A 19,350-nucleotide genomic window follows, 5' to 3' on the forward strand; every position below is an offset into this window, starting at 1 on the left:
GGCGGAGGGTCAGACGTCGGTGACGCGCAGCCCCGCGTGCGCCTTGTAGCGGCGGTTGACCGAGATCAGGTTGGCGACCAGGGACTCGACCTGGTGGGCGTTGCGCAGCCGGCCGGCGAAGACCCCGCGCATCCCGGGGATGCGGGCGGCCAGCGCCTGCACCAGGTCGGTGTCCGCGCGGGACTCGCCGAGCACCATCACATCGGTGTCGATCCGCTCGACCTCCGGATCCTGGAGCAGCACCGCGGAGAGGTGGTGGAACGCCGCGGCCACCCGGGACTCGGGCAGCAGGGCGGCGGCCTGCTCGGCGGCGCTGCCCTCCTCCGGCTTGAGCGCGTAGGCACCCTTCTTGTCGAAGCCGAGCGGGTTGACGCAGTCGACGACGAGCTTGCCGGCCAGCGGCTCGCGCAGCGCCTGAAGGGTCTTGGCGTGACCTTCCCAGGGCACCGCCACGATCACGACGTCGCTGCGCCGGGCGCATTCGGCGTTCTCCGCGCCCTCGATGCCCAGGCCGAGCTCGTCGGCGGCGGTCCGTGCCCGCTCGGCCACCCGGGAGCCGATGATCACCTTCTGGCCGGCCTTGGCGAGCCGGTAGGCCAGACCGCGGCCCTGGTCGCCGGTCCCGCCGAGGACGCCGACCACCAGGCCGGAGACGTCCGGGAGGTCCCAGGGGTCCTTCGCCGTCGGCTTCTTCACATCGTCAGGAGTAGTCATGACAGCGATACTGTCACGCCGCGAGCCGGTCACGCCTTGACGCTGCCCTCGGTCAGCCCGGTGCGCCAGTACCGCTGGAGCACCGTCATCAGCACCATCAGCGGCACCACCGACAGGAACGCCCCGCCCACCGTGTACTGGTAGAGCACCGGTTGCCGGTCCGCGTACCCCGTCCAGCTGGTGAGCCCCAACTGGATCGGGTAGAGCTCGGAGTCCGAGAGCATCACCAGCGGCAAGAAGTAGTTATTCCAAATGTGGACGAACTGGAAGAGGAAGACGGTGACCAGCGCGGGCGTCATCAGCCGCAGGCCCAACCCGCCGAAGATCCGCGCCTCCCCCGCGCCGTCGATCCGGGCCGCCTCCAGCAGCGAGTCGGGGACCGCGGCGGCCGCGTAGATCCGGCAGAGGTAGACGCCGAAGGGGCTGACCGTGCTGGGGATGAGCACCGCCCAGAAGGTGTTGGCCAGGCCCATCGCGCTGAAGAGGAAGTAGAGCGGGAGGGCGAGGGCCGTGCCGGGGATCAGGACGCCGGCGAGGACCACGTTGAAGAGCGCCTCGCGGCCGGGGAACGGGAACTTGGCCAGGGCGTAGCCGGCCGCCGCGGACAGCAGGGTGGCACAGACCGCGCCGACCCCGGCGTAGAGCAGGGAGTTGGCGAACCAGCGGGCGTAGATGCCGTGGTCGTAGGCGAGGACGTCGGCGAGGTGGCCGAAGAGGTTCGGGTGGTCCGCGAACCAGAAGCCGAAGGTGCCGAAGAGGTCGGCGCTGTTCTTGGTGGCGGAGACGACCAGCCAGTAGACGGGCAGCAGGAAGTAGAGCGCGGCGACGGTCAGCAGCGAGGCGGTGATGATCCGGTGGCGGACCGGGGGCCGGGCGGTCCGGGCACGGGCCGGGGGGCGGGGGGTACGCGCTCGCAGCAGGGTCATCGGCGCTCCTTCGCGCGCCCGCCGACCAGCCGCAGGAAGCCGAAGGACAACACGCACGCCACGAGCGCGAGCAGCACCGCCTCGGCCGCCGCCGCGTGCTGGTTGTTGCCGACGAACGCCTCGCTGTAGGCGTGCAGGTTGGGGGTGAAGCCGGAGTCGATGGAGGAGGCCAGCGGGCGCAGCACCATCGGCTCGGCGAACAGCTGGAGGGTGCCGATCATGCTGAACACGGTGGTGAGGACGAGGGCCGGCCGGATCAGCGGGATCTTGATGTGCCGGGCCACCTGCCAGGCGTTGGCGCCGTCGATCCGCGCCGCCTCGTACAGCTCGCCGGGGACGGCCTTGAGCTGGGCGATCAGCACCAGCATGTTGTAGCCGGTGAACTGCCAGGTGACGATGTTGGCGATGGACCACAGGACGGTGCCGCGGGAGAGGAAGTCCACCTGCCAGCCCACGGCGTCGGCGATCTTCATCAGAGGGCTGATCCCGGGTACGTAGAGGAAGCCCCAGAGGATCGAGGCGATCACTCCGGGCACGCCGTACGGCAGGAAGAAGGCGCTGCGGAAGAAGGGCACACCGCGGGCACTGGCGCTCTCCAGCAGCAGGGCGAGGGCGGTGGCGAGCACGATCATCAGCGGGATCTGGACGGCGCCGAAGAGCAGCACCCGGCCGAAACCGGTGAGGAACCGGTCGTCGGAGAGCGCCTGGGCGTAGTTGTCGAGCCCGGCGAACGCCTCGTGCTCCCGGCCGCCGAGCCCGAGCGGGCCGGTGCGTTCGGTCCGGTGCAGGCTCTGGTACACGGCGTAGCCGATCGGGGCGAGGAAGCAGAGCGCGAAGACGGCGAGGAAGGGCAGCACGAAGCCGGCCGCGGCGCGGGCGTTGCGGGCCTCGGTGCGCGAGAGGCGTCGCCAGCGGCGTCGCGGCGGGGCGGGCCGCCCCCCGGTGACCGGTTCCGGCCGGCTCAGGGTGTCCCGGCTCAGCACCTCCCGGTTCACCCGCTCTCCACCTTCAATCCCTTGCCCTTGAGGTCGGAGAGGGTCTGACCCTGCACCTTCGTCAGGACCGAGCGGAACGAGCTGCCGTCGGCGAGGGCGTCGGTGAAGGCGTCACCGAGCCGCTGGTAGAGGGTGTCCACGCCGGGCCCCCACTGCCAGCTGGTGTCCACATGCGCACCGGCATTCGCGAAGACCGTGCTGTACGCCTGGCCGCCGAAGAAGGCCTTGTCGACGTCGAGGTCGGTGGTGGCGTAGCCCTTCTTGGCGCTGGGGAAGCCGTAGCCGCCCTCGATCAGCAGCGCGATCGACTCGGGGTCGGTGTTGAGCCAGACCGCGAAGTCCAGGGCGTCCTTGGGGTAGCCGGCCTTGGCGAAGACCGCGGTGGTGGAGCCGCCCCAGTTGGCGAAGGCCTGGCCGCCGGCCTTCCACTGGGGCAGCGGCGCGGCCCGCCACTTCCCCTTGGTGCCCGGTGCGTTGCCGACGAGCAGGGCGTCGCCCCAACTGGCGCCCACCCAGGCCGCGATGGCGCCGGTCTGGAGGTCCTTGTACCAGGCGTTCTGGCGGTCCGGGATGGTCTTGACGAGCTTCCGCCGGACGAGGGACTCCCAGTAGTCGGCGACCTTGCGGGTGGGTTCGTCGTCGACGGAGACGATCCAGGTGTCGCCGTGGGTGGCGTACCACTTCGCGCCGGCCTGCCAGGCCAGGCCGGCGAAGCGGTTGCCGTTGGTGGGGGCGAAGGTCTCGATCCAGGCGCCCTTCTTGCGGAGGGTCCTGGCGGCGGCCTCGTACTCGTCCCAGGTCCCGGGGGCCTTCACTCCCCACCGGTCGAAGAGGTCCTGACGGAGGAACAGGCCCATCGGCCCGGAGGCCTGCGGGATGGCGTAGATGCCCTTGCCGAAGACGGACTGCTGCCACTGCCAGCCGAAGAACTTGTCCTTGTGGCGGGCGGCGCCGAGCGGGGCGAGGTCCAGCAGCCCGTCGTCGAGCAGGAAGCTGGGGACGACCGGGAACTCGATCTGGCCGAGGTCGGGCGGGTTGCCGGCCTTGATGGCGGCGTGCATCTTCGCGTACTGCTCGCCGTTGACCGCCGACACCTTCTCGACCTTGACCTGGACCTCGGGGTTCTTGCGGTTCCACAGGTCGACGGGCTTGTCGATGCCCGGTACCCAGGACCAGAAGGTCAGGTCGATCTTCTGTCCCTTCTTGCGTTCCCTGGGCGCGGCGTCGCGGTCGTCGCCGCTGTCGCCGCAGCCGGCGAGCGCGAAGCCGGCGGCGAGGGCGGCGGCCCCGCCCAGGACCGTTCTACGCGTGGGAGGCGTGCTGGGGATGCTGGTCATCTCGGCTCCTCCACGGGGATGCGGCGGAAGGTGATCGTCGAGTACGCGCTGAAGTCGCCCGTCTCGTAGAGCAGTCCGACGCTGTCGCGGTCGAGGCGTACGAGGTCGGAGTAGCCGGCCGGGAGTCCGCCGGCGGTGTGCGCGGGGCGCCAGGTCAGGCCGCCGTCGCGGCTGGTGCGCTCCTCGGTGGCGTCGGCCGCGCTGTGGACCCGGAGGAGCAGCACCCGGCCGTCGGCGAGGACGACCGGTGCGGGGTTGCCCGCGGTGCCGGGGCCGTTGCGGGCGACGACCTGGAGCGGGCCCCAGGTGCGGCCGCCGTCCAGGGACCGCTTGAGCACGAGATCGATGTCGCCCCGGTCGGCGGCCGAGGCGACCCGGCCCTCGGCGAAGGCCGGCACGGCCCCGGAGCGCGCCCGGACCACGGCGGGGATCCGGAAGCTCGTGTACCCCTCGGTCCCGGCCCGGTACGGCACTGAGCTCTCGTACGCCATGGGTCACCCCCAATGGGCAGGGACGTAGGATGTCCCTCGTCCTGCGGTGACCATAGGGAGTGCCCAACTGACCGTCAAGGCACCGCACATGGCGCACTTCGTGTCGGCAACTGCACCGCCGCCATGGGGTGAAATCCCGGTGAACGGGATCAATGAGTCAGTGCTCCCCCGCAACGGCGCCCGCGGCAACCGCTACTCGGCCAGCCGGCGCCGGATGCCGTCGAAGTGCCGGTGTATCGCCTCCACGGCGCGGTCCGCGTCACGGGCCTCCAGCGCGGCCACGATCTCAGCGTGCTGACGGTAGGTCACCTCCGGGTCGGGACGGGCGTCGGAGAGGTCCTCGCGCACCCGGCGCAGCGCCGCCCAGAACGCGTCCAGCACCTCGCTGAGGAGGTGGTTGCCGAGCGAGCGGTAGAGCGCCAGGTGGAAGGCCCGGTCGGTGGCGCTCTGCACCATCCCGCCGCGCGCCTCCTCCGCCATCCGCTGCACCAGCCCCTTGAGCACGGTGAGGTCCGCGACCGGCAGGGTGCGCGCGACGGTGCCGATCAGCCCCGCCTCCAGCGCCTCGCGCACCTCCATCAGCTCGTACAGGCTGGGCTCGCCCTGATGGTGCCGGACCGCCGCGCGGAAGGCGACGCCCTCGACGAACGGCTCCAGGGTGAGCGGGCCGACGTAGGTGCCGAAGCCGTGCCGGATCTCGACGATCCGCATCGCCTGGAGGGCCTTGAGCGCCTCGCGCACCGAGTTCCGGCTGACGTCGAGCAGCGCGACCAGCTCGGCCTCGGTGGGCAACGGGTCGCCCGGCACCAGCCGGCCCTTGAGGATCAACTGCTTGATCTGCGCCTGCACATCCTCGGACATCGTCCCTCGCGCCATGGGATCTCCCTCTCCGCACCCGCGTCTGCCGAGCCGTCGGCCCGCCCCGCGACCCGCCCCCGCACCAGGGCCGCACGTCCTTGACCGACCGCCTGTGAACAGGTCTATTGTGCTCTGACATGGGACATCCCACGTCCCATGTCCGATGTGCGATATCACGTGCGATCGGAGACGGAGCCCCTCATGGCACTGCCCACCCCCCTGCACGGCGTCATCCCACCGGTCTGCACCCCGCTCGACCTGCGGGGCGAGGTCGACACCGGCTCCCTCGCCCGCCTGGTCGGCCACCTCGTCGACGGCGGCGTCCACGGGCTGTTCGCGCTCGGCTCCAGCAGCGAGGTCGCGTACCTGACCGACGCCCAGCGCGCCACCGCGCTGGAGACCGTCGTCAAGGCCGCGGACGGCCGGGTACCGGTGCTCGCCGGCGTCATCGACACCACCACCCCGCGGGTCCTCGACCACGCCCGCACCGCCGCCGGCCTCGGCGCCGACGCCCTGGTCGCCACCGCGCCCTTCTACACCCGCACCCACCCCCGCGAGATCGCCGCGCACTTCCGCCGCCTGCGGTCGAGTGTGGACCTCCCGCTGGTCGCCTACGACATCCCGATGGCCGTGCACAGCAAGCTGCCGCCGCCCCTGGTGCGCGAGCTGGCCGAGGAGGGCACGCTCGCCGGGGTCAAGGACAGCAGCGGCGACGAGGGAGCGCTGCGCCGGCTGCTGGTGGCCCTCGGCGGCCGCACCGCCCGCCGCACCGGCCCCGCCCCCGGCTTCGCGGTGCTCACCGGTTCCGAACTCACCGTGGACGCGGCCCTGTTGGCGGGCGCCGACGGGGTCGTCCCGGGACTCGGCAACGTCGACCCGGCGGGCTATGTGCGCCTCTACGCCGCCGCGCGGGCCGGTGACTGGGAGCGCGCCGCCGCCGAACAGGAGCGCCTGGTCGCGCTGTTCTCGATGGTCGACGCCGGACCGGAGTCCGAAATGGGCCGCAGCTCCTCCGCACTGGGCGCCTTCAAGGCGGCGCTCCAGCTGCTCGGCGTGATCGAACGGGGCACCACCGCGTTCCCGCAGCTCCCGCTGAGCGAGGAGTCGGTGCGGGAGGTGGGACGTCGGCTGTCGACGGCCGGGCTGCTGCCGCCGCGCTGAGCCACCCGCCCTTCCCCTCCGTTCGGGCCCCAAGTCCCGTACGGGTGACACCGGTTGAAACGGCGATCGGATGACGCCGCGCTGCGGAAGGATGCCGGGCCATGGATGCCGTACGGGTCGCGCTGCTGCGCGAGGTCCTCGCCGGAACCGAGTGGATCCAGGCCACCCGCCGGTTCGCCGGGTCGCTGCGGTCCGCCGTCGGGCCGCACGGCGGCGGTCTGCTGCTGGTCGGCAGCGCCGCATACGAGCCCTGGCACCTGGCCGCCCACCTGGACGACGAGGCCGCCTGGTCGGGCCTGCCGGAGCTGTCGCCGACCCTGGTGCGGCACCGGGTCCCCGGCGGCGCTCCGGCCCATCTGTCGGTCGGGCTCGGCCGGTTGGTGGCGGCCGGACGGGGCGAGACGCTGCTGGTCGTCGCGCCGGGGCAGCCGGGCGCCGGACTGCTGGAGCGGGTGCACGACGCCCGTCGCAACGGCGCGACGGTGCTCGCCCTGGACGGCGGCGACCGCGATCTGCACGCCCTGGCCCATGACGCGCTCGCCGCGCCCCCGTCCCCGCCCGAGGGCGCGACCGGGGCGTCCCATGACCTGGACCTCGACATGGTCCAGCACCTGGTGAGCGCGGCCGCCGGCGAGAACGGCCCGCCCGCGCCCCGCCGGCACCGTCGCTTCCGCGACCGATTGGCCCGCCTCGCCGACGAGCTGACCGCCCCGCCGCCACCCCGCTGGTAGCAGCGGCCGACCGAAGGACCCGGCGGGCGGGGCCGCCAGCACGCCGATTCCGGCAGGCGCCCACGCCCGTTCCGGCAAGCCCACGCCGGTTCCGGCAAGCCCACGCCGGTTCCGGCAAGCGCACAGCGGTTCTGGCCAGCCCACGCCGTTCCGGCAAGCGCACGGCGGTAATTCCTTTGCGCCGCCCCGCGCGCGTGCGGACGATGGGGCCTCGTGACATCGGACGTCCCCCCACCCCCCTCCCGCGCGCCGGGTGCCCGCAGGCGCCTGACCGCGCTGCTGCCGGACCCGGCCCCCTGGCGCTCCTCGCGCGACTTCCAGCTGATGTGGTGCGCGGGTGCGATCACGGTCTTCGGCAGCTTCCTGACCTTCGTGGCGCTACCGCTTCAGCTCAAGGAGCTGACCGGCTCCACGCTCGCGGTCGGCGCGCTGGGCGCGGTGGAGCTGGTCCCGCTGGTCGTGTTCGGCCTCTACGGGGGCGCGCTCGCGGACGCCGTGGACCGGCGCCGGCTGATCGTGGGGTCGGAGCTCGCGCTCGGCCTGATCGCCGCGCTGCTGCTCCTGAACAGCCTGCTGCCGCACCCGCTGGTATGGCCGCTGTACGCGAGCGCCGCGGCGTCCAGCGCACTGACCGGTCTGCAACGGCCGGCCCTGGACGCGGTCGTGCCGCGGATCGTCCCGCACGACCAGCTCGCCGCGGCCGCCGCCCTCAACTCGCTGCGCTGGCAGATCGGTGCCATCGCGGGCCCCGCGCTGGCCGGCGGCCTGCTCGCCTACACCGGCACGGCCTGGGCGTACGCCCTCGACGCGGCCACCTACGCGGTCTCCGTCCTGCTCTCGTGGCGACTGGCGCCGCAGCCCGCCGCGCACGACGCCGAGAAGCCGTCGCTGCGCGGGATCGCCGCGGGCGCACGCTACGCCTGGAGCCGCAAGGAGCTGCTGGGCACCTACGCCATCGACCTGACCGCGATGCTGTTCGCCTTCCCGATGGCGGTCTTCCCGTTCCTCGCCGACGATCTGCACGCGCCGTGGGCGGTGGGGCTGATGTACGCGGCGCTGCCCGCCGGGTCCCTCCTGGTGAGCCTGACCAGTGGCTGGACGTCGCGGGTCCACCGCCAGGGACGGGCCATCGCGCTGGCGGCCGCCGGGTGGGGGCTGGCGATCACCGCCGCCGGGCGGCTGCACGACGTCTGGCTGGTGCTGCTGTGCCTGACGCTGGCCGGTTCCTGCGACATGATCAGCGGGATCTTCCGTTCGGCGCTGTGGAACCAGACCATCCCCGACGAGCTGCGCGGCCGGCTGGCCGGCATCGAGTTGCTGTCGTACGCCACGGGCCCGCAGCTGGGCCAGGTCCGGGCCGGCGGGATGGCGGCGCTGATGGGCGTGCGGGCGTCGGTGTCGGTGGGCGGACTGCTGTGCTTCGCGGGGGTGACGCTGGTGGCGCTGGGCCTGCCGAAGCTGAGGGCGTACGACTCGCGGACCGATGAGCACGCCCGGCGGATGCGGGAGCGACGGGCCGCCGCGAGTGCGGGAGACGCCGGGAGCGCGCGAGACGCCGGGACCGGTCCGGGGCGCTCGGGCCAGGACGCCGACGCGGCCCCGGACCCGGACCCGGTCACGAGCTGAGCGCCACCGCTCCCCGGCCCCGCCCGGCCTCCGGGACGGGGCGCACGGCTCGGCTTCCGGGCGGGCTACTCGTCCTGCGCGCCCCCCTTGCCCATGTCGTGCCACTTCGGGTCGGTCTCCCACTCCAGGTTCCGCTCGCGCGCGGACTCCATGGCGTGTGCGGCCTCCTCGCGGGTGGCGTACGGGCCGAAGCGGTCGGCGGCCCGGCACTGGGGGCCCTCCTCGACCGTCCCGTGCTTGAGGCAGTAGTACCACTCGCCCGGCTTCCCGACCGTCCGCCTCTTGAACAGCGCCATCGCGGCCTCCCATGGGTCTTCTGTGCCACCATCCTGCCCGACGGCCCGCGGATACACTCGCTGGCATGTCTGGCCAGTCGCTTCTTGTCCCGGGAGAGATCTCCCCCACCCGCCCCGTCCCCGCCTCGATCCCGCGCCCCGAGTACGTCGGGAAGGACGCGCCCACGCCCTATACGGGGCCCGAGGTGCAGGACGCCGAAACGATCGAGCGGATGCGGATCGCCGGCCGGATCGCCGCCCAGGCGATGGCGGAGGCCGCCAAGCTCATCCAGCCCGGTGTGACGACCGATGAACTGGACCGGGTGGCCCACGAGTTCATGTGCGACCACGGCGCCTATCCGTCCACGCTCGGCTACCGCGGCTTCCCCAAGTCCCTGTGCTCCTCGCTCAACGAGGTCATCTGCCACGGCATCCCGGACTCGACCGTCCTGAAGGACGGCGACATCGTGAACCTGGACGTCACCGCGTACATCCACGGCGTGCACGGCGACAACAACGCCACGTACCTGTGCGGCGAGGTGGACGAGGAGTCCAGGCTGCTGGTGGAGCGGACCCGGGAGGCGCTCAACCGCGCGATCAAGGCGGTCAAGCCGGGGCGGCAGATCAACATCATCGGCCGGGTCATCGAGTCGTACGCCAAGCGCTTCGGCTACGGCGTGGTCCGTGACTTCACCGGCCACGGCATCAACTCGTCCTTCCACTCCGGCCTGATCGTTCCGCACTACGACAGCCCCCACCACACCACCGACATCAAGCCCGGCATGACCTTCACCATCGAGCCGATGCTGACGCTGGGCACGTACGAGTACGACATGTGGGAGGACGGCTGGACCGTGGTGACCAAGGACCGCAAGCGGACCGCCCAGTTCGAGCACACCCTGGTGGTCACGGAGACCGGGGCGGAGATCCTCACCCTCCCCTGACCCGGAGCGGAGCGGGTACCGCCGGTCCTGGGGGACTTTTTACCGACAGGCTGTCGGGAACGGCGGTAGGCTGGTTACCGACAGGACGTCGGGAACAGGGTTGACTCAGGCAAGCCTCAGTAGTTGGGTGAGCCCGAGTTCCAGCGGCTCAGCGGAGCCCCCTGTTCCCGTCCGCTCCCCCGGTCCTCGGAGGTCCGCCTTGGCAGCGTCCAGCCCGACCAGCCCGACCCCGTCCGATCTCCCCGGCGACACCGCTCCCGCGACTCCCGCCACGCCCTTCTCGACGCTCATCCGCACGGCGTCCCACGAGCAGCACACCGAGGCCGAGAACTCCTCGTTCATGAGCGACCTCCTCGGCGGCCGGCTCGGCGTCACGGCGTACCGGCGCTACACCGAACAGCTGTGGTTCGTCTACCGCGCACTGGAGGACCCCTCCGAGGCGCTCACCGAGGACCCGGTCACGGGCCCCTTCGTCCGCGCGGAGCTGGCCCGCACCGACGCGCTGGAGCGCGACCTGACCCACCTCGGCGGGCCGTCCTGGCGCGACGGGCTGCACCCCCTCCCGGCCACCGCGGCCTACGCCGAGCGCATCGCGGCCTGCGCCCGCGACTGGCCGGCCGGCTACGTCGCCCACCACTACACCCGCTACCTGGGCGACCTCTCCGGCGGCCAGATCATCCGCGGCACCGCCGAGAAGGCCTGGGGCTTCGCCCGCAAGGGCGACGGCGTCCGCTTCTACGTCTTCGAGGAGATCGCCAACCCCGCCGCCTTCAAACGCACTTACCGGTCACTGCTGGACGCACTGCCGGTGGACGACCTGGAGAAGCAGCGGGTGGTCGACGAGTGCAAGCAGGCGTTCCGGCTGAACGGCGCGGTGTTCCGGGAGCTGGGCGAGGAGTTCCCGCTGAGCGCGTAGCGCCGCCCGGGGGCCGCGCTACGGAGCGTCCCGGCGCACCCGCCCGCCGACCTCGATGGTGCCGTCCGGGTAGGTGCGGGTGAGGATCTGCGAGCCGACGCCCTGGCGGACGTCCAGGGCGCGGCCCCGTTCATGGGTCAGCAGCAGGGCGGCGGCGCCGGTGGCCTCGTCCTCGACGACACCGTCGCCGCGGCGCGGGAAGGCCCGCGCGCGGACCACGCCCGCGGGCTCGTCCTGCCAGGCCCAGGCGTAGAGCCAACCCTCCCCCGGAGGCGGCGCGGGCAGCGCGTCGACCTCGGCCGCCGAGGCGTAGCGCTCGGTCCTGCGGGCGGTCACCCACTCCGCGCGGCCCCGCACCCAGGCGACGTCCCCCTCGAAGCGGACCTCCACCTCGCCGGCCGGCGGGCGCAGGATGCGCGGCGGCCGGCCGAGGCTCCGCAGCAGCCAGGCCAGACCGACCAACGGGTGCCCGGCGAACGGGAGTCGGACGCTGGGGGTGTGGATGTCGACGGTGCCGCGTGCGGCGTCGTCGAGGAACACGGTCTCGCTGAAGCCGAGTTCGGCGGCGAGGGCGGCCCGCTCGGCACGGCCCGGGATCGCCGCCCCGTCGCGCACCACGGCCAGCGCGTTACCCCCGGCCCCGTCCGGCCCGCAGAACACCCGCAGCACATCGATGTCGATCATCCCCGTATTGAACAGCAGGGGCGGGCGGGGTGCTGCGCGGGCGGACCGGGAGGGCGATCGTCCGCACCAGGCCGCGACGCAGTCCGGCACAGCACACACGGACGCGGAGGCGGAACCGGTCGCGCAGGGAGTCGTGGAACGCACCCTGACCGTGCTGACCGTGCAGCAGCATGGAGCACTCCTTCCTCATAGCTACTTAGGTAAGGCTAACCTAACTAGATCACATATGGCGATACAGGGTCTCCGCGAGCCCGGATTTCCCCCGGTCATGAGTCGTCGCAAGTCGTGACCCTTACCTTGACCGTCGCGTGACGATCCCGTGACCCAGTTCCACCCAATCCGCGATCGGCCCGTTATCCATGAGAGCGGGATCACTGGACAGACGGGGAAGAAGTAGGTAAGCCTCAGATAAGTTAGGGCCGCCTTAGTGGCGACCCTGACCGCTGTCTATTGTTCCGGTACGTCGAATCCGTACAGCCGAGCCCGCTTGGAGCCCCGTATGCGAGCCCTTCGCTCCTCCGCCGTCGCCGCCATCGCCGCGGCCGCGGCCGTCACCGCCGTCGCCGGCTGCGCCGCGAAGGACGACGGCAAAGGTGGCGGGAAGGGCACAGTCGACGTGACCGCCACGGACTCCAGCTGTGAGCTGTCCGCCAAGGAGTTCCCGGCCGGGCACGTCCGTTTCGCGGTGCAGAACAAGGGCTCCAAGGTCACCGAGGTGTATGTCTACGCGCCCGGCGACCGGATCGTGACCGAGCGGGAGAACATCGGTCCCGGCACCAACGCGGAGATCACCGCAGAGATCAAGGCCGGCTCGTACGAGATCGCCTGCAAGCCGGGCATGAAGGGCGACGGCATCCGCCAGAAGGTGACGGTCACCGGCAAGGCGACGGCCGCCAAGCGCGACCCCAAGCTGGACGCCGCGGTCGCCGCATACCGCAAGTACGCCCAGGAGCAGGCCGACCAGACCATCCCGAAGGCGCAGAAGTTCGCCGACGCGGTCAAGGCCGGCGACCTGGAGGCCGCGAAGGAGGCCTACGCCGTCTCCCGGGTCGGCTGGGAGCGCACCGAGCCGGTCGCCGAGTCCTTCGGTGACATCGACCCCAAGGTCGACGTGCGCGAGGACGGCGTGGAGAAGGGCCAGAAGTGGACCGGCTGGCACAAGCTGGAGAAGTCCCTGTGGGAGACGGAGAAGATCTCCGCGGACGACAAGAAGCTCGCCGACCAGCTCATGACGGACCTCAAGGACTGGCAGAAGCGGGTCGCCACCGCCGAGATCACCCCGACCAGCATGGCCAACGGCGCCAAGGAGCTGCTCGACGAGGTGGCCACCGGCAAGGTCACCGGTGAGGAAGAGCGCTACAGCCACACCGACCTGATCGACTTCCAGGGCAACGTCGAGGGCGCCGAGAAGGCCTACGAGCTGCTCAAGCCGGTCGCCGCCAAGAACGAGCCGGCGCTGGCCAAGGAGTTGGACAAGCAGTTCAAGGCGATCCACGCGCAGCTCGACAAGCACCGCGACAGCAAGTCCGCGGACGGCTTCGCCTCGTACGACACGGTCGGCAAGGGTGAGCGCAAGGAGCTCTCCGACGGCGTCAACGCGCTGGCCGAGCCGCTGTCCAAGCTGGCCGCCGCCGTGGCCACCACCAAGTAGTCCGCCGCCAGGCAAGGGGTCATGATGACGCACGACGAGGGCACGACCACCGAGGGCACACCGGCCGCGGGCGAGCCGGCCACCGACGCCACCGACGCCGGCAACGGCCGGGCGCCGTCCCGGCGTTCGCTGCTCGGCTGGGGCGGCGCGGGGCTGGCGCTCGGCGCGGTCGCGGCCGGCGGTACCGCGGCTGCGCTGCGCACCGGCAGCGACGTCCAGCCGGCCGGCGCGGACGCCAGCGCGGGAGCCGCGGTGGCGTTCCACGGCGCGCACCAGGCGGGGATCGCCAGCGCCGTCCAGGACCGGCTGCACTTCGCCGCGTTCGACGTCACCACCGACGACCGCGACGAGCTGATAGCCCTGCTCAAGGACTGGACGAAGGCGGCGGCGAAGATGACCGCCGGCGACGCGGTCGGCGACGGCGCGGTCGGCGGGCTGGCGGAGGCGCCGCCGGACGACACCGGCGAGGCGCTCGGCCTGCCGCCGTCCCGCCTCACCCTCACCTTCGGCGTCGGCCCGACGCTGTTCGAGAAGGACGGCAAGGACCGGTTCGGCCTCAAGGACCGGCGGCCCGCGGCGCTGATCGACCTGCCGCAGTTCCCTGGCGACAACCTCGACAAGACCCGCAGCGGCGGCGATCTGTGCGTCCAGGCGTGCGCGGACGACCCGCAGGTCGCGGTGCACGCGATCCGCAACCTCGCCCGGATCGGCTTCGGCAAGATCGCCATCCGCTGGTCGCAGCTGGGCTTCGGCAAGACGTCCTCGACGACGCCGGAGGCCCAGACACCGCGCAACATGATGGGCTTCAAGGACGGCACCCGGAACATCGCGGGCACCGACCGCGCGGCGCTGGACCGGCACGTCTGGGTCGGCGAGAAGGACGAGAAGGGCAAGGCCGGCTGGATGGCCGGCGGTTCCTACCTCGTCGCGCGCCGCATCCGGATGCACATCGAGACCTGGGACCGCACCTCCCTCAAGGAGCAGGAGGACATCTTCGGCCGGAACAAGGGCGAGGGCGCCCCGGTCGGCCGGAAGAACGAGCGGGACGAGCCGCACCTGAAGTCGATGCTGCCGACCGCCCACGTACGGCTCGCGCACCCGGACTCCAACGACGGCATCCGCATCCTGCGCCGCGGCTACTCCTTCACCGACGGTACCGACGGCCTGGGCCGGCTGGACGCGGGGCTGTTCTTCCTCGCCTACCAGCGGGACGTCCGGCAGGGCTTCGTGCCGCTCCAGCGGCGGCTGTCGGCGAACGACGCGCTCAACGAGTACATCCAGCACGTGGGTTCGGCGGTCTTCGCGGTGCCGCCCGGCGTCCGCAACGGGGACGACTGGTGGGGCCGGGAGTTGTTCGCCTGACGCCTCCGGTCCGGAATCACCGTCGGCGGCGGAGTGACGACCGCCGCCCCCATGAATGTCGCTGTATGAAGGAAGGGGTGGCACCGACGTGTTCGGCAACTACCTGATCGGCCTGCGCGAGGGCCTGGAAGCCAGTCTGGTCGTCTGCATCCTGATCGCCTATCTGGTCAAGACCGGGCGGCGGGAGGCGCTGCGTCCGGTCTGGCTCGGGATCTCGCTCGCCGTGGTGCTGTCGTTCGCGTTCGGTGCGGCGCTCCAGTTCGGGTCGGAGACCCTGACGTTCAAGGCCCAGGAGGCGCTCGGCGGTTCGCTGTCGGTCATCGCCGTGGGCCTGGTGACGTGGATGGTCTTCTGGATGCGGCGCACCGCGCGGCACCTGAAGAAGGAGCTGCACGGCAGGCTCGACGCGGCGCTCCAGATGGGCACCGTGGCGCTGGTGGTGACCGCGTTCCTGTCGGTGGGCCGGGAGGGCCTGGAGACCGCGCTGTTCATCTGGACCGCCGCCCAGTCCGCCAACGACGGCGTACGGCCGCTGGTCGGGGCGCTGTTGGGGCTGCTGACGGCCGTGCTGCTGGGCTGGCTGTTCTACCGCGGTGCGGTTCGGATCAACCTGGCGAAGTTCTTCACCTGGACCGGCGGGATGCTGGTGGTGGTCGCGGCGGGCGTGCTGGCGTACGGCTTCCACGACCTCCAGGAGGCGGACATCCTGCCGGGGCTGACCTCGCAGGCGTTCGACATCAGCGCGCAGATCCCGGCCGACAGCTGGTACGGCACGCTGCTCAAGGGCATCTTCAACTTCCAGCCGGACCCGACCGTCCTCCAGGTCACGGTGTGGGCTCTGTATCTGGTCCCCACGCTGTCGTTCTTCTTCGCCCCCGGTAGGGTTGCGCCGAATCGTGCCACCCCGGCGGCCGCCCAGTCCGCCCCGGTCGCCCCGAAGGAGCCCGAGCCCCATGACACGCAGGTCGCCGTTCCGGGTGCCCGCAACACTGACGTCGACAGCGGCGGCGCTGGCGATACTGAGCGGGTGCATGACGGTGCACGGCGAGAGGGAGATGCTGCCGGCGGTGTCGAAGGCTGAGGGCGCCAAGGCGCTCCAACGCTTCACCGACGGTTTCAACAAGGCCAACCGCGATCTCGATCCGAAGCTGAACCCGTCCTTCGAGGCCGGCGCGCTGCTCGCCATCGACCAGGCGGGGATAAAGGCGGCGCACGCGCTCCGGCCGCAGGGCAACCCGGGCTTCCCGGAGCTGACGTTCAAGGGCGCGCGCTTCACCGTGCCCAAGCAGGCGGGCTGGCCGAAGTACTTCCTCGCCGACGCGCTCAGCAACCGCAAGGGCGCGGACGGCTCCTTCAGCCGCTGGTACCTGGTGTTCAGCCGGAACGCGATCAACGAGAAGTGGCGCGCGGTGTACGTGGCGGAGTTCCCGGGCAACAAGGCGCCGGAGCTGAAGAAGGACGGGGACGGCTACGCCGAGGCGGTGCCCGCCGGCGGGAAGTCCGGGCTCGCGGTCGCCCCCGACAAGCTCAGCAGCGCTTACGCCGACTACCTCAACACCGGCCACGGCAGCGCCTTCGCCTCCGGGCCGGACACCGACGGCTGGCGGGCCCGGCGGGCCAAGGACGCCAACCAGCCCGGTGCGCGGATCCAGTGGGAGGACAGTCCGGCGAACTATCCGCCGGTGGCGCTGCGGACCGCGGACGGCGGTGCGCTGGTGTTCTTCTCGACCCTCTACCACCAGCTGAAGACGGTCTCGGCGGGGTCGACGATCACCGTCCCGGCGGGCCTTCGGGGCCTCATCGTGGGGCAGCAGAAGAAGACCGACCGGATGGCCTTCACCACCGTCTCCGCGCAGACGGTCACGGTGCCGGCCAAGGGGTCCGGCGACAAGGTCACCGTGCTGAACCGGCGGGAGTTCAAGACCGAGGTGAAGCCGCTGTAGCCGCGGAGTGCGTCCGCGACGTCCGCGACGGAGGCGGCACGCGCCGAACGCGACGGACGCAGCACACGCCGAAGGGGCCGTCGGGGTGATCCCGGCGGCCCCTTCGGCGTACCGGCGACCACCGGCGGGGGCGTACTGGCGAGCGGGCGGGCTCAGCGGCCGATCGGCCAGGCCGCCGTCTCGTGGTAGGGCTCGCGGTCGGTGCGGTCGTTGAACTCGGCGCACGCGTCGGTGAGCGACTCCAGCAGCGTCAACGGGTCGGGCAGCGGCAGCTCGGGGCCGCGCAGCCAGGTCACCGCGGGCTGCTCACCGGGGAGCGTGGAGGGCGGCAGGAGGACGTAGCTGCCGCGGCAGTGCCAGCGCAGGCCGGGGTGCTCGTCGAGGGTCTCGGGGTGGCAGTCCAGCTCACAGGGCCACCACTCGTCCTCGTCGTCCGGGGTGCCGCGGGTCGCGGTGAAGAAGAGCATCCGGCCGTCGCCGAAGCCGGCGCCGCTGAGGGTGATCGGGCCGACGTCGACGCCGGCCGCCTCCAGCCGTCCCAGGGCGCTGCGGCCCGCTTCGACGGGGACGTCCAGGACGTCGTGGGCGATGCCGGTGGCGGTGATGAAGTTGGCCTGCGGGAGGGTGCGGACCCAGGCGGCGACCTTGTCGCGGTCGGTGGTGGCGACGGTCTGCCAGCCGAAGGAGACGGGATGTCGGCCCGGGGTGGGACAGCCGATGCGTTCACAGGAACAGCCGTAGCCCGAGGGGTGGGCCGCGGGGGCGATGGGGAAGCCCGCTTCGGCCGCGGCCAGCAGCAGGTCCTCGCGGCCGCGCGCGGCGGCCGATCCCGTGTCCGTATCGACGCCGTCCGATCCGCTCTTCGGCCGGCGCAGCCACTGGGAGAACCTGCTCTTGCGTTCCATCTATCCCCTCACTTCGAGCGGTGGTCTGGGATCAATGCTGCCACCATCCTGCGCCTCGGGTGACCGGTGTGGGGATCCGGGGTGAACGAAGGGCGGCCGAATACCGGCAATTCACCTCATCGGCGACATGCACCGGCCGTCCCCGTCGGCCGCCCGGCGCGGTCAGTCGCGGGGACGCAGACCGCTCAGCACCTGGTCGACAAGGGTGTCGACGAAGTCGTAGGTCAATTCGCCGGTGCGCATCAGCCAGCGCTGTGAGAAGGGACTCAGCACCATCTCGGCGGCGATCCGCACATCGACCCCGGCCGCGATCTCGCCGGCCTCCTGGGCCACCCGCAGCCGTTCGCCGTAGACCCGGATGCCGGGCTCCACCATCCGGCCGACGAAGGTGCGGGAGAGCTCCTCGTCGTTGGCGCCGGCCACCGCGAGGGCGCGGTAGGGCGCCTGGAACGCCGGGTCGTTGAACTCGTCCGCGGTGGCCCGCAGCACGAACTTCAGGTCCGCGGCCAGGTCACCGGTGTTCGGCAGGCCCTGCTCGACGTCCCCGTCGACGCCGGCGGTGAACGCGTCCAGGAGGACGGCGGCCTTGGAGGGCCACCAGCGGTAGATCGTCTGCTTGCCGACCCCGGCGCGCGCGGCGATGCCCTCGATCGTGAGCTTCTCGTAGCCGACCTCGCCGACGAGCGCGAGGGCGGCATCGAAGATCGCGCGACGGGAGCGTTCGCTGCGACGGGAGGCGTCGGGGGCTGCTTTGTTGGCCATGGAACGGAGTGTAGCGAGAAAGAGGCGAGACGTATCGTCTTTACGAGACGGAACGTCTCGCCGAAATGGGGTGCGTGACGGCCGAGGTGCGCTGAGTCAGTCCTGCTCCGGCCAGGCGTCGCCCCACGCGGCGTCGCGGGCGACCTTGTACTGGGCGCCGTGACGCTTGGTGACCGTCGTCCGCGCCAGACCGTCGTCGACCGTGCAGAGGTCCAACAGGACCTGCCCCTTGCGGAGTTGGGGCTTGCGGACGATACGGGCGGCGGCCGGGGGCGCGGCGAGGGTGGTGGCGGCCACGTAGCTGAACTTCTCGTCCTCGTACGGGAGGGAGCCGCCCTTGACCTGACGGTGGAGGGAGGAGCGGCTCACCCGGGCGGAGAAGTGGCACCAGTCCTCCCCGGGGACGATCGGGCACCGCGCACTGTGCGGGCAGGGGGCCGCGACCCGCAGTCCGGCCGCGATCAGCTGGTCGCGGGCCTCGCGGATGCGCGCATAGCCGGCCGGGGTGCCCGGCTCGATCACCACGACGCTGGTCGCCCGGGCCGCCTGGTCGACCACCGCCCGCCGGTCCTCCTCGGTCAGCTCGCCCAGTACGTACGAGATCGTGACCAGGTCCGTGCCGTCGGGGAGGGTCAGGCCCGCGCCGATCGTCTGGCGGCGCCACTCGACGTCGTCCAGCACCCCCCCGGCCAGCTCGCGGCCCAGCGCCAGCGCGGGCTCGGCCCAGTCCAGGACGGTGCTGTGGTGGCCCCGCCAGGTGGCGGCGGTGGCCCAGGTGGCGGCGCCGGTGCCGCCGCCGATGTCGACGTGGGTGGCCGGGGACCAGTCGGGGACGCGGGCGGCGAAGGCGGCCAGTGCCGCGCGGACCGCCTCGAAGGTGGCCGGCATGCGGTAGGCGGCGTACGCGGCCACGTCCGCGCGGTCGCGCAGGACCGGGGCGTCGGTCGGGGTGCGCCCCCGGTAGTTGGCGATCAGGCGGTCCACCGCCTGCGCGGCCTGCTTGGGCGGCAGGCCGTCGAGCAGGCCGGCCAGTGCGGCGCGCAGTTCGTCGTGCATTGGAGGAATTCTA

Annotated in this window: 20 protein-coding genes; 9 read left to right on the forward strand and 11 right to left on the reverse strand. The window is 72.0% G+C overall.

The window, feature by feature from the left end; all coding sequences use genetic code 11:
• Window positions 1-9: 9 nt before the first annotated feature.
• The 6 genes from npdG to AB0C96_RS05550 form a co-directional block, all read right to left on the reverse strand.
• Complete coding sequence (npdG, locus tag AB0C96_RS05525; RefSeq protein WP_362913969.1) at window positions 10-714, reverse strand: NADPH-dependent F420 reductase; 705 nt, start codon at window positions 712-714, stop codon at window positions 10-12.
• A 29-nt stretch (window positions 715-743) separates the two neighbouring features.
• A complete protein-coding gene (locus AB0C96_RS05530) occupies window positions 744-1,640 on the reverse strand; it encodes a carbohydrate ABC transporter permease (RefSeq protein WP_362913971.1) in 897 nt (298 codons plus the stop codon).
• Complete coding sequence (locus AB0C96_RS05535; protein ID WP_362914125.1) at window positions 1,637-2,605, reverse strand: sugar ABC transporter permease; 969 nt, start codon at window positions 2,603-2,605, stop codon at window positions 1,637-1,639. The genes AB0C96_RS05530 and AB0C96_RS05535 overlap by 4 nt, the downstream gene beginning before the upstream one ends.
• Before the next feature lie 26 nt (window positions 2,606-2,631).
• Window positions 2,632-3,972, reverse strand: coding sequence for a sugar ABC transporter substrate-binding protein (locus AB0C96_RS05540; RefSeq protein WP_362913972.1), 1,341 nt, complete (start codon window positions 3,970-3,972; stop codon window positions 2,632-2,634).
• Window positions 3,969-4,463, reverse strand: coding sequence for a sialidase family protein (locus AB0C96_RS05545; protein WP_362913974.1), 495 nt, complete (start codon window positions 4,461-4,463; stop codon window positions 3,969-3,971). The genes AB0C96_RS05540 and AB0C96_RS05545 overlap by 4 nt, the downstream gene beginning before the upstream one ends.
• 192 nt (window positions 4,464-4,655) lie before the next feature.
• The gene (locus AB0C96_RS05550) at window positions 4,656-5,339 is read right to left on the reverse strand and encodes a FadR/GntR family transcriptional regulator (RefSeq protein WP_362913976.1); all 684 of its coding nucleotides are present in this window, start codon (window positions 5,337-5,339) and stop codon (window positions 4,656-4,658) included.
• Between the two features lie 183 nt (window positions 5,340-5,522).
• On the opposite strand from AB0C96_RS05550, the gene AB0C96_RS05555 reads away from it, so the two are divergent.
• From AB0C96_RS05555 to AB0C96_RS05565, 3 genes are all read left to right on the forward strand, one after another.
• Window positions 5,523-6,482, forward strand: a complete 960-nt coding sequence (locus AB0C96_RS05555) for a dihydrodipicolinate synthase family protein (protein ID WP_362913977.1) — start codon at window positions 5,523-5,525, stop codon at window positions 6,480-6,482.
• Window positions 6,483-6,583: 101 nt separating this feature from the next.
• On the forward strand, window positions 6,584-7,213 hold the full coding sequence (locus tag AB0C96_RS05560) for a hypothetical protein (RefSeq protein ID WP_362913978.1): 630 nt from the start codon (window positions 6,584-6,586) through the stop codon (window positions 7,211-7,213).
• Between the two features lie 267 nt (window positions 7,214-7,480).
• Window positions 7,481-8,839 (forward strand): MFS transporter, encoded by a 1,359-nt coding sequence (locus AB0C96_RS05565; protein ID WP_362914127.1) that lies wholly within the window; start codon window positions 7,481-7,483, stop codon window positions 8,837-8,839.
• Between the two features lie 65 nt (window positions 8,840-8,904).
• On the opposite strand, the gene AB0C96_RS05570 is transcribed toward AB0C96_RS05565, so the two are convergent.
• On the reverse strand, window positions 8,905-9,135 hold the full coding sequence (locus AB0C96_RS05570; RefSeq protein WP_362913979.1) for a hypothetical protein: 231 nt from the start codon (window positions 9,133-9,135) through the stop codon (window positions 8,905-8,907).
• A gap of 65 nt (window positions 9,136-9,200) precedes the next feature.
• Here AB0C96_RS05570 and map point away from each other — a divergent pair, with 65 nt between their 5' ends.
• Window positions 9,201-10,058, forward strand: coding sequence for a type I methionyl aminopeptidase (gene map, locus AB0C96_RS05575; RefSeq protein ID WP_362913980.1), 858 nt, complete (start codon window positions 9,201-9,203; stop codon window positions 10,056-10,058).
• 199 nt (window positions 10,059-10,257) lie between these two features.
• Complete coding sequence (locus tag AB0C96_RS05580; RefSeq protein ID WP_362913981.1) at window positions 10,258-10,974, forward strand: biliverdin-producing heme oxygenase; 717 nt, start codon at window positions 10,258-10,260, stop codon at window positions 10,972-10,974.
• 18 nt (window positions 10,975-10,992) lie between these two features.
• Here the strand turns inward: AB0C96_RS05580 and AB0C96_RS05585 are convergent, their stop codons facing one another.
• A complete protein-coding gene (locus AB0C96_RS05585) occupies window positions 10,993-11,658 on the reverse strand; it encodes a PhzF family phenazine biosynthesis protein (protein ID WP_362913982.1) in 666 nt (221 codons plus the stop codon).
• A 499-nt stretch (window positions 11,659-12,157) separates the two neighbouring features.
• Here AB0C96_RS05585 and efeO point away from each other — a divergent pair, with 499 nt between their 5' ends.
• The 4 genes from efeO (at window position 12,158) to AB0C96_RS05605 (ending at window position 16,614) form a co-directional block, all read left to right on the forward strand.
• Entirely contained in the window at window positions 12,158-13,309 is a 1,152-nt protein-coding gene (efeO, locus tag AB0C96_RS05590) for an iron uptake system protein EfeO (RefSeq protein WP_362913984.1), read from the forward strand.
• A gap of 24 nt (window positions 13,310-13,333) precedes the next feature.
• Entirely contained in the window at window positions 13,334-14,671 is a 1,338-nt protein-coding gene (gene efeB / locus AB0C96_RS05595) for an iron uptake transporter deferrochelatase/peroxidase subunit (protein ID WP_362914129.1), read from the forward strand.
• An 88-nt stretch (window positions 14,672-14,759) separates the two neighbouring features.
• Window positions 14,760-15,752, forward strand: a complete 993-nt coding sequence (efeU, locus tag AB0C96_RS05600) for an iron uptake transporter permease EfeU (protein WP_362913986.1) — start codon at window positions 14,760-14,762, stop codon at window positions 15,750-15,752.
• The gene (locus tag AB0C96_RS05605; RefSeq protein WP_362913988.1) at window positions 15,739-16,614 is read left to right on the forward strand and encodes a hypothetical protein; all 876 of its coding nucleotides are present in this window, start codon (window positions 15,739-15,741) and stop codon (window positions 16,612-16,614) included. Before efeU ends, AB0C96_RS05605 begins: the two co-directional genes overlap by 14 nt.
• A gap of 152 nt (window positions 16,615-16,766) precedes the next feature.
• Here AB0C96_RS05605 and AB0C96_RS05610 read toward each other — a convergent pair whose 3' ends face one another.
• The 3 genes from AB0C96_RS05610 to AB0C96_RS05620 form a co-directional block, all read right to left on the reverse strand.
• Window positions 16,767-17,519 carry a bifunctional DNA primase/polymerase gene (locus AB0C96_RS05610; protein ID WP_362913990.1) on the reverse strand — a complete coding sequence of 251 codons (753 nt, stop codon included), beginning with the start codon at window positions 17,517-17,519 and terminating at the stop codon, window positions 16,767-16,769.
• A 162-nt stretch (window positions 17,520-17,681) separates the two neighbouring features.
• A complete protein-coding gene (locus tag AB0C96_RS05615) occupies window positions 17,682-18,281 on the reverse strand; it encodes a TetR/AcrR family transcriptional regulator (protein WP_362913992.1) in 600 nt (199 codons plus the stop codon).
• Between the two features lie 96 nt (window positions 18,282-18,377).
• Window positions 18,378-19,337 (reverse strand): small ribosomal subunit Rsm22 family protein, encoded by a 960-nt coding sequence (locus AB0C96_RS05620; protein WP_362913993.1) that lies wholly within the window; start codon window positions 19,335-19,337, stop codon window positions 18,378-18,380.
• Window positions 19,338-19,350 lie beyond the last annotated feature (13 nt).

This window comes from Streptomyces sp. NPDC048506, assembly GCF_040651315.1.
Taxonomy (GTDB): domain Bacteria; phylum Actinomycetota; class Actinomycetes; order Streptomycetales; family Streptomycetaceae; genus Streptomyces.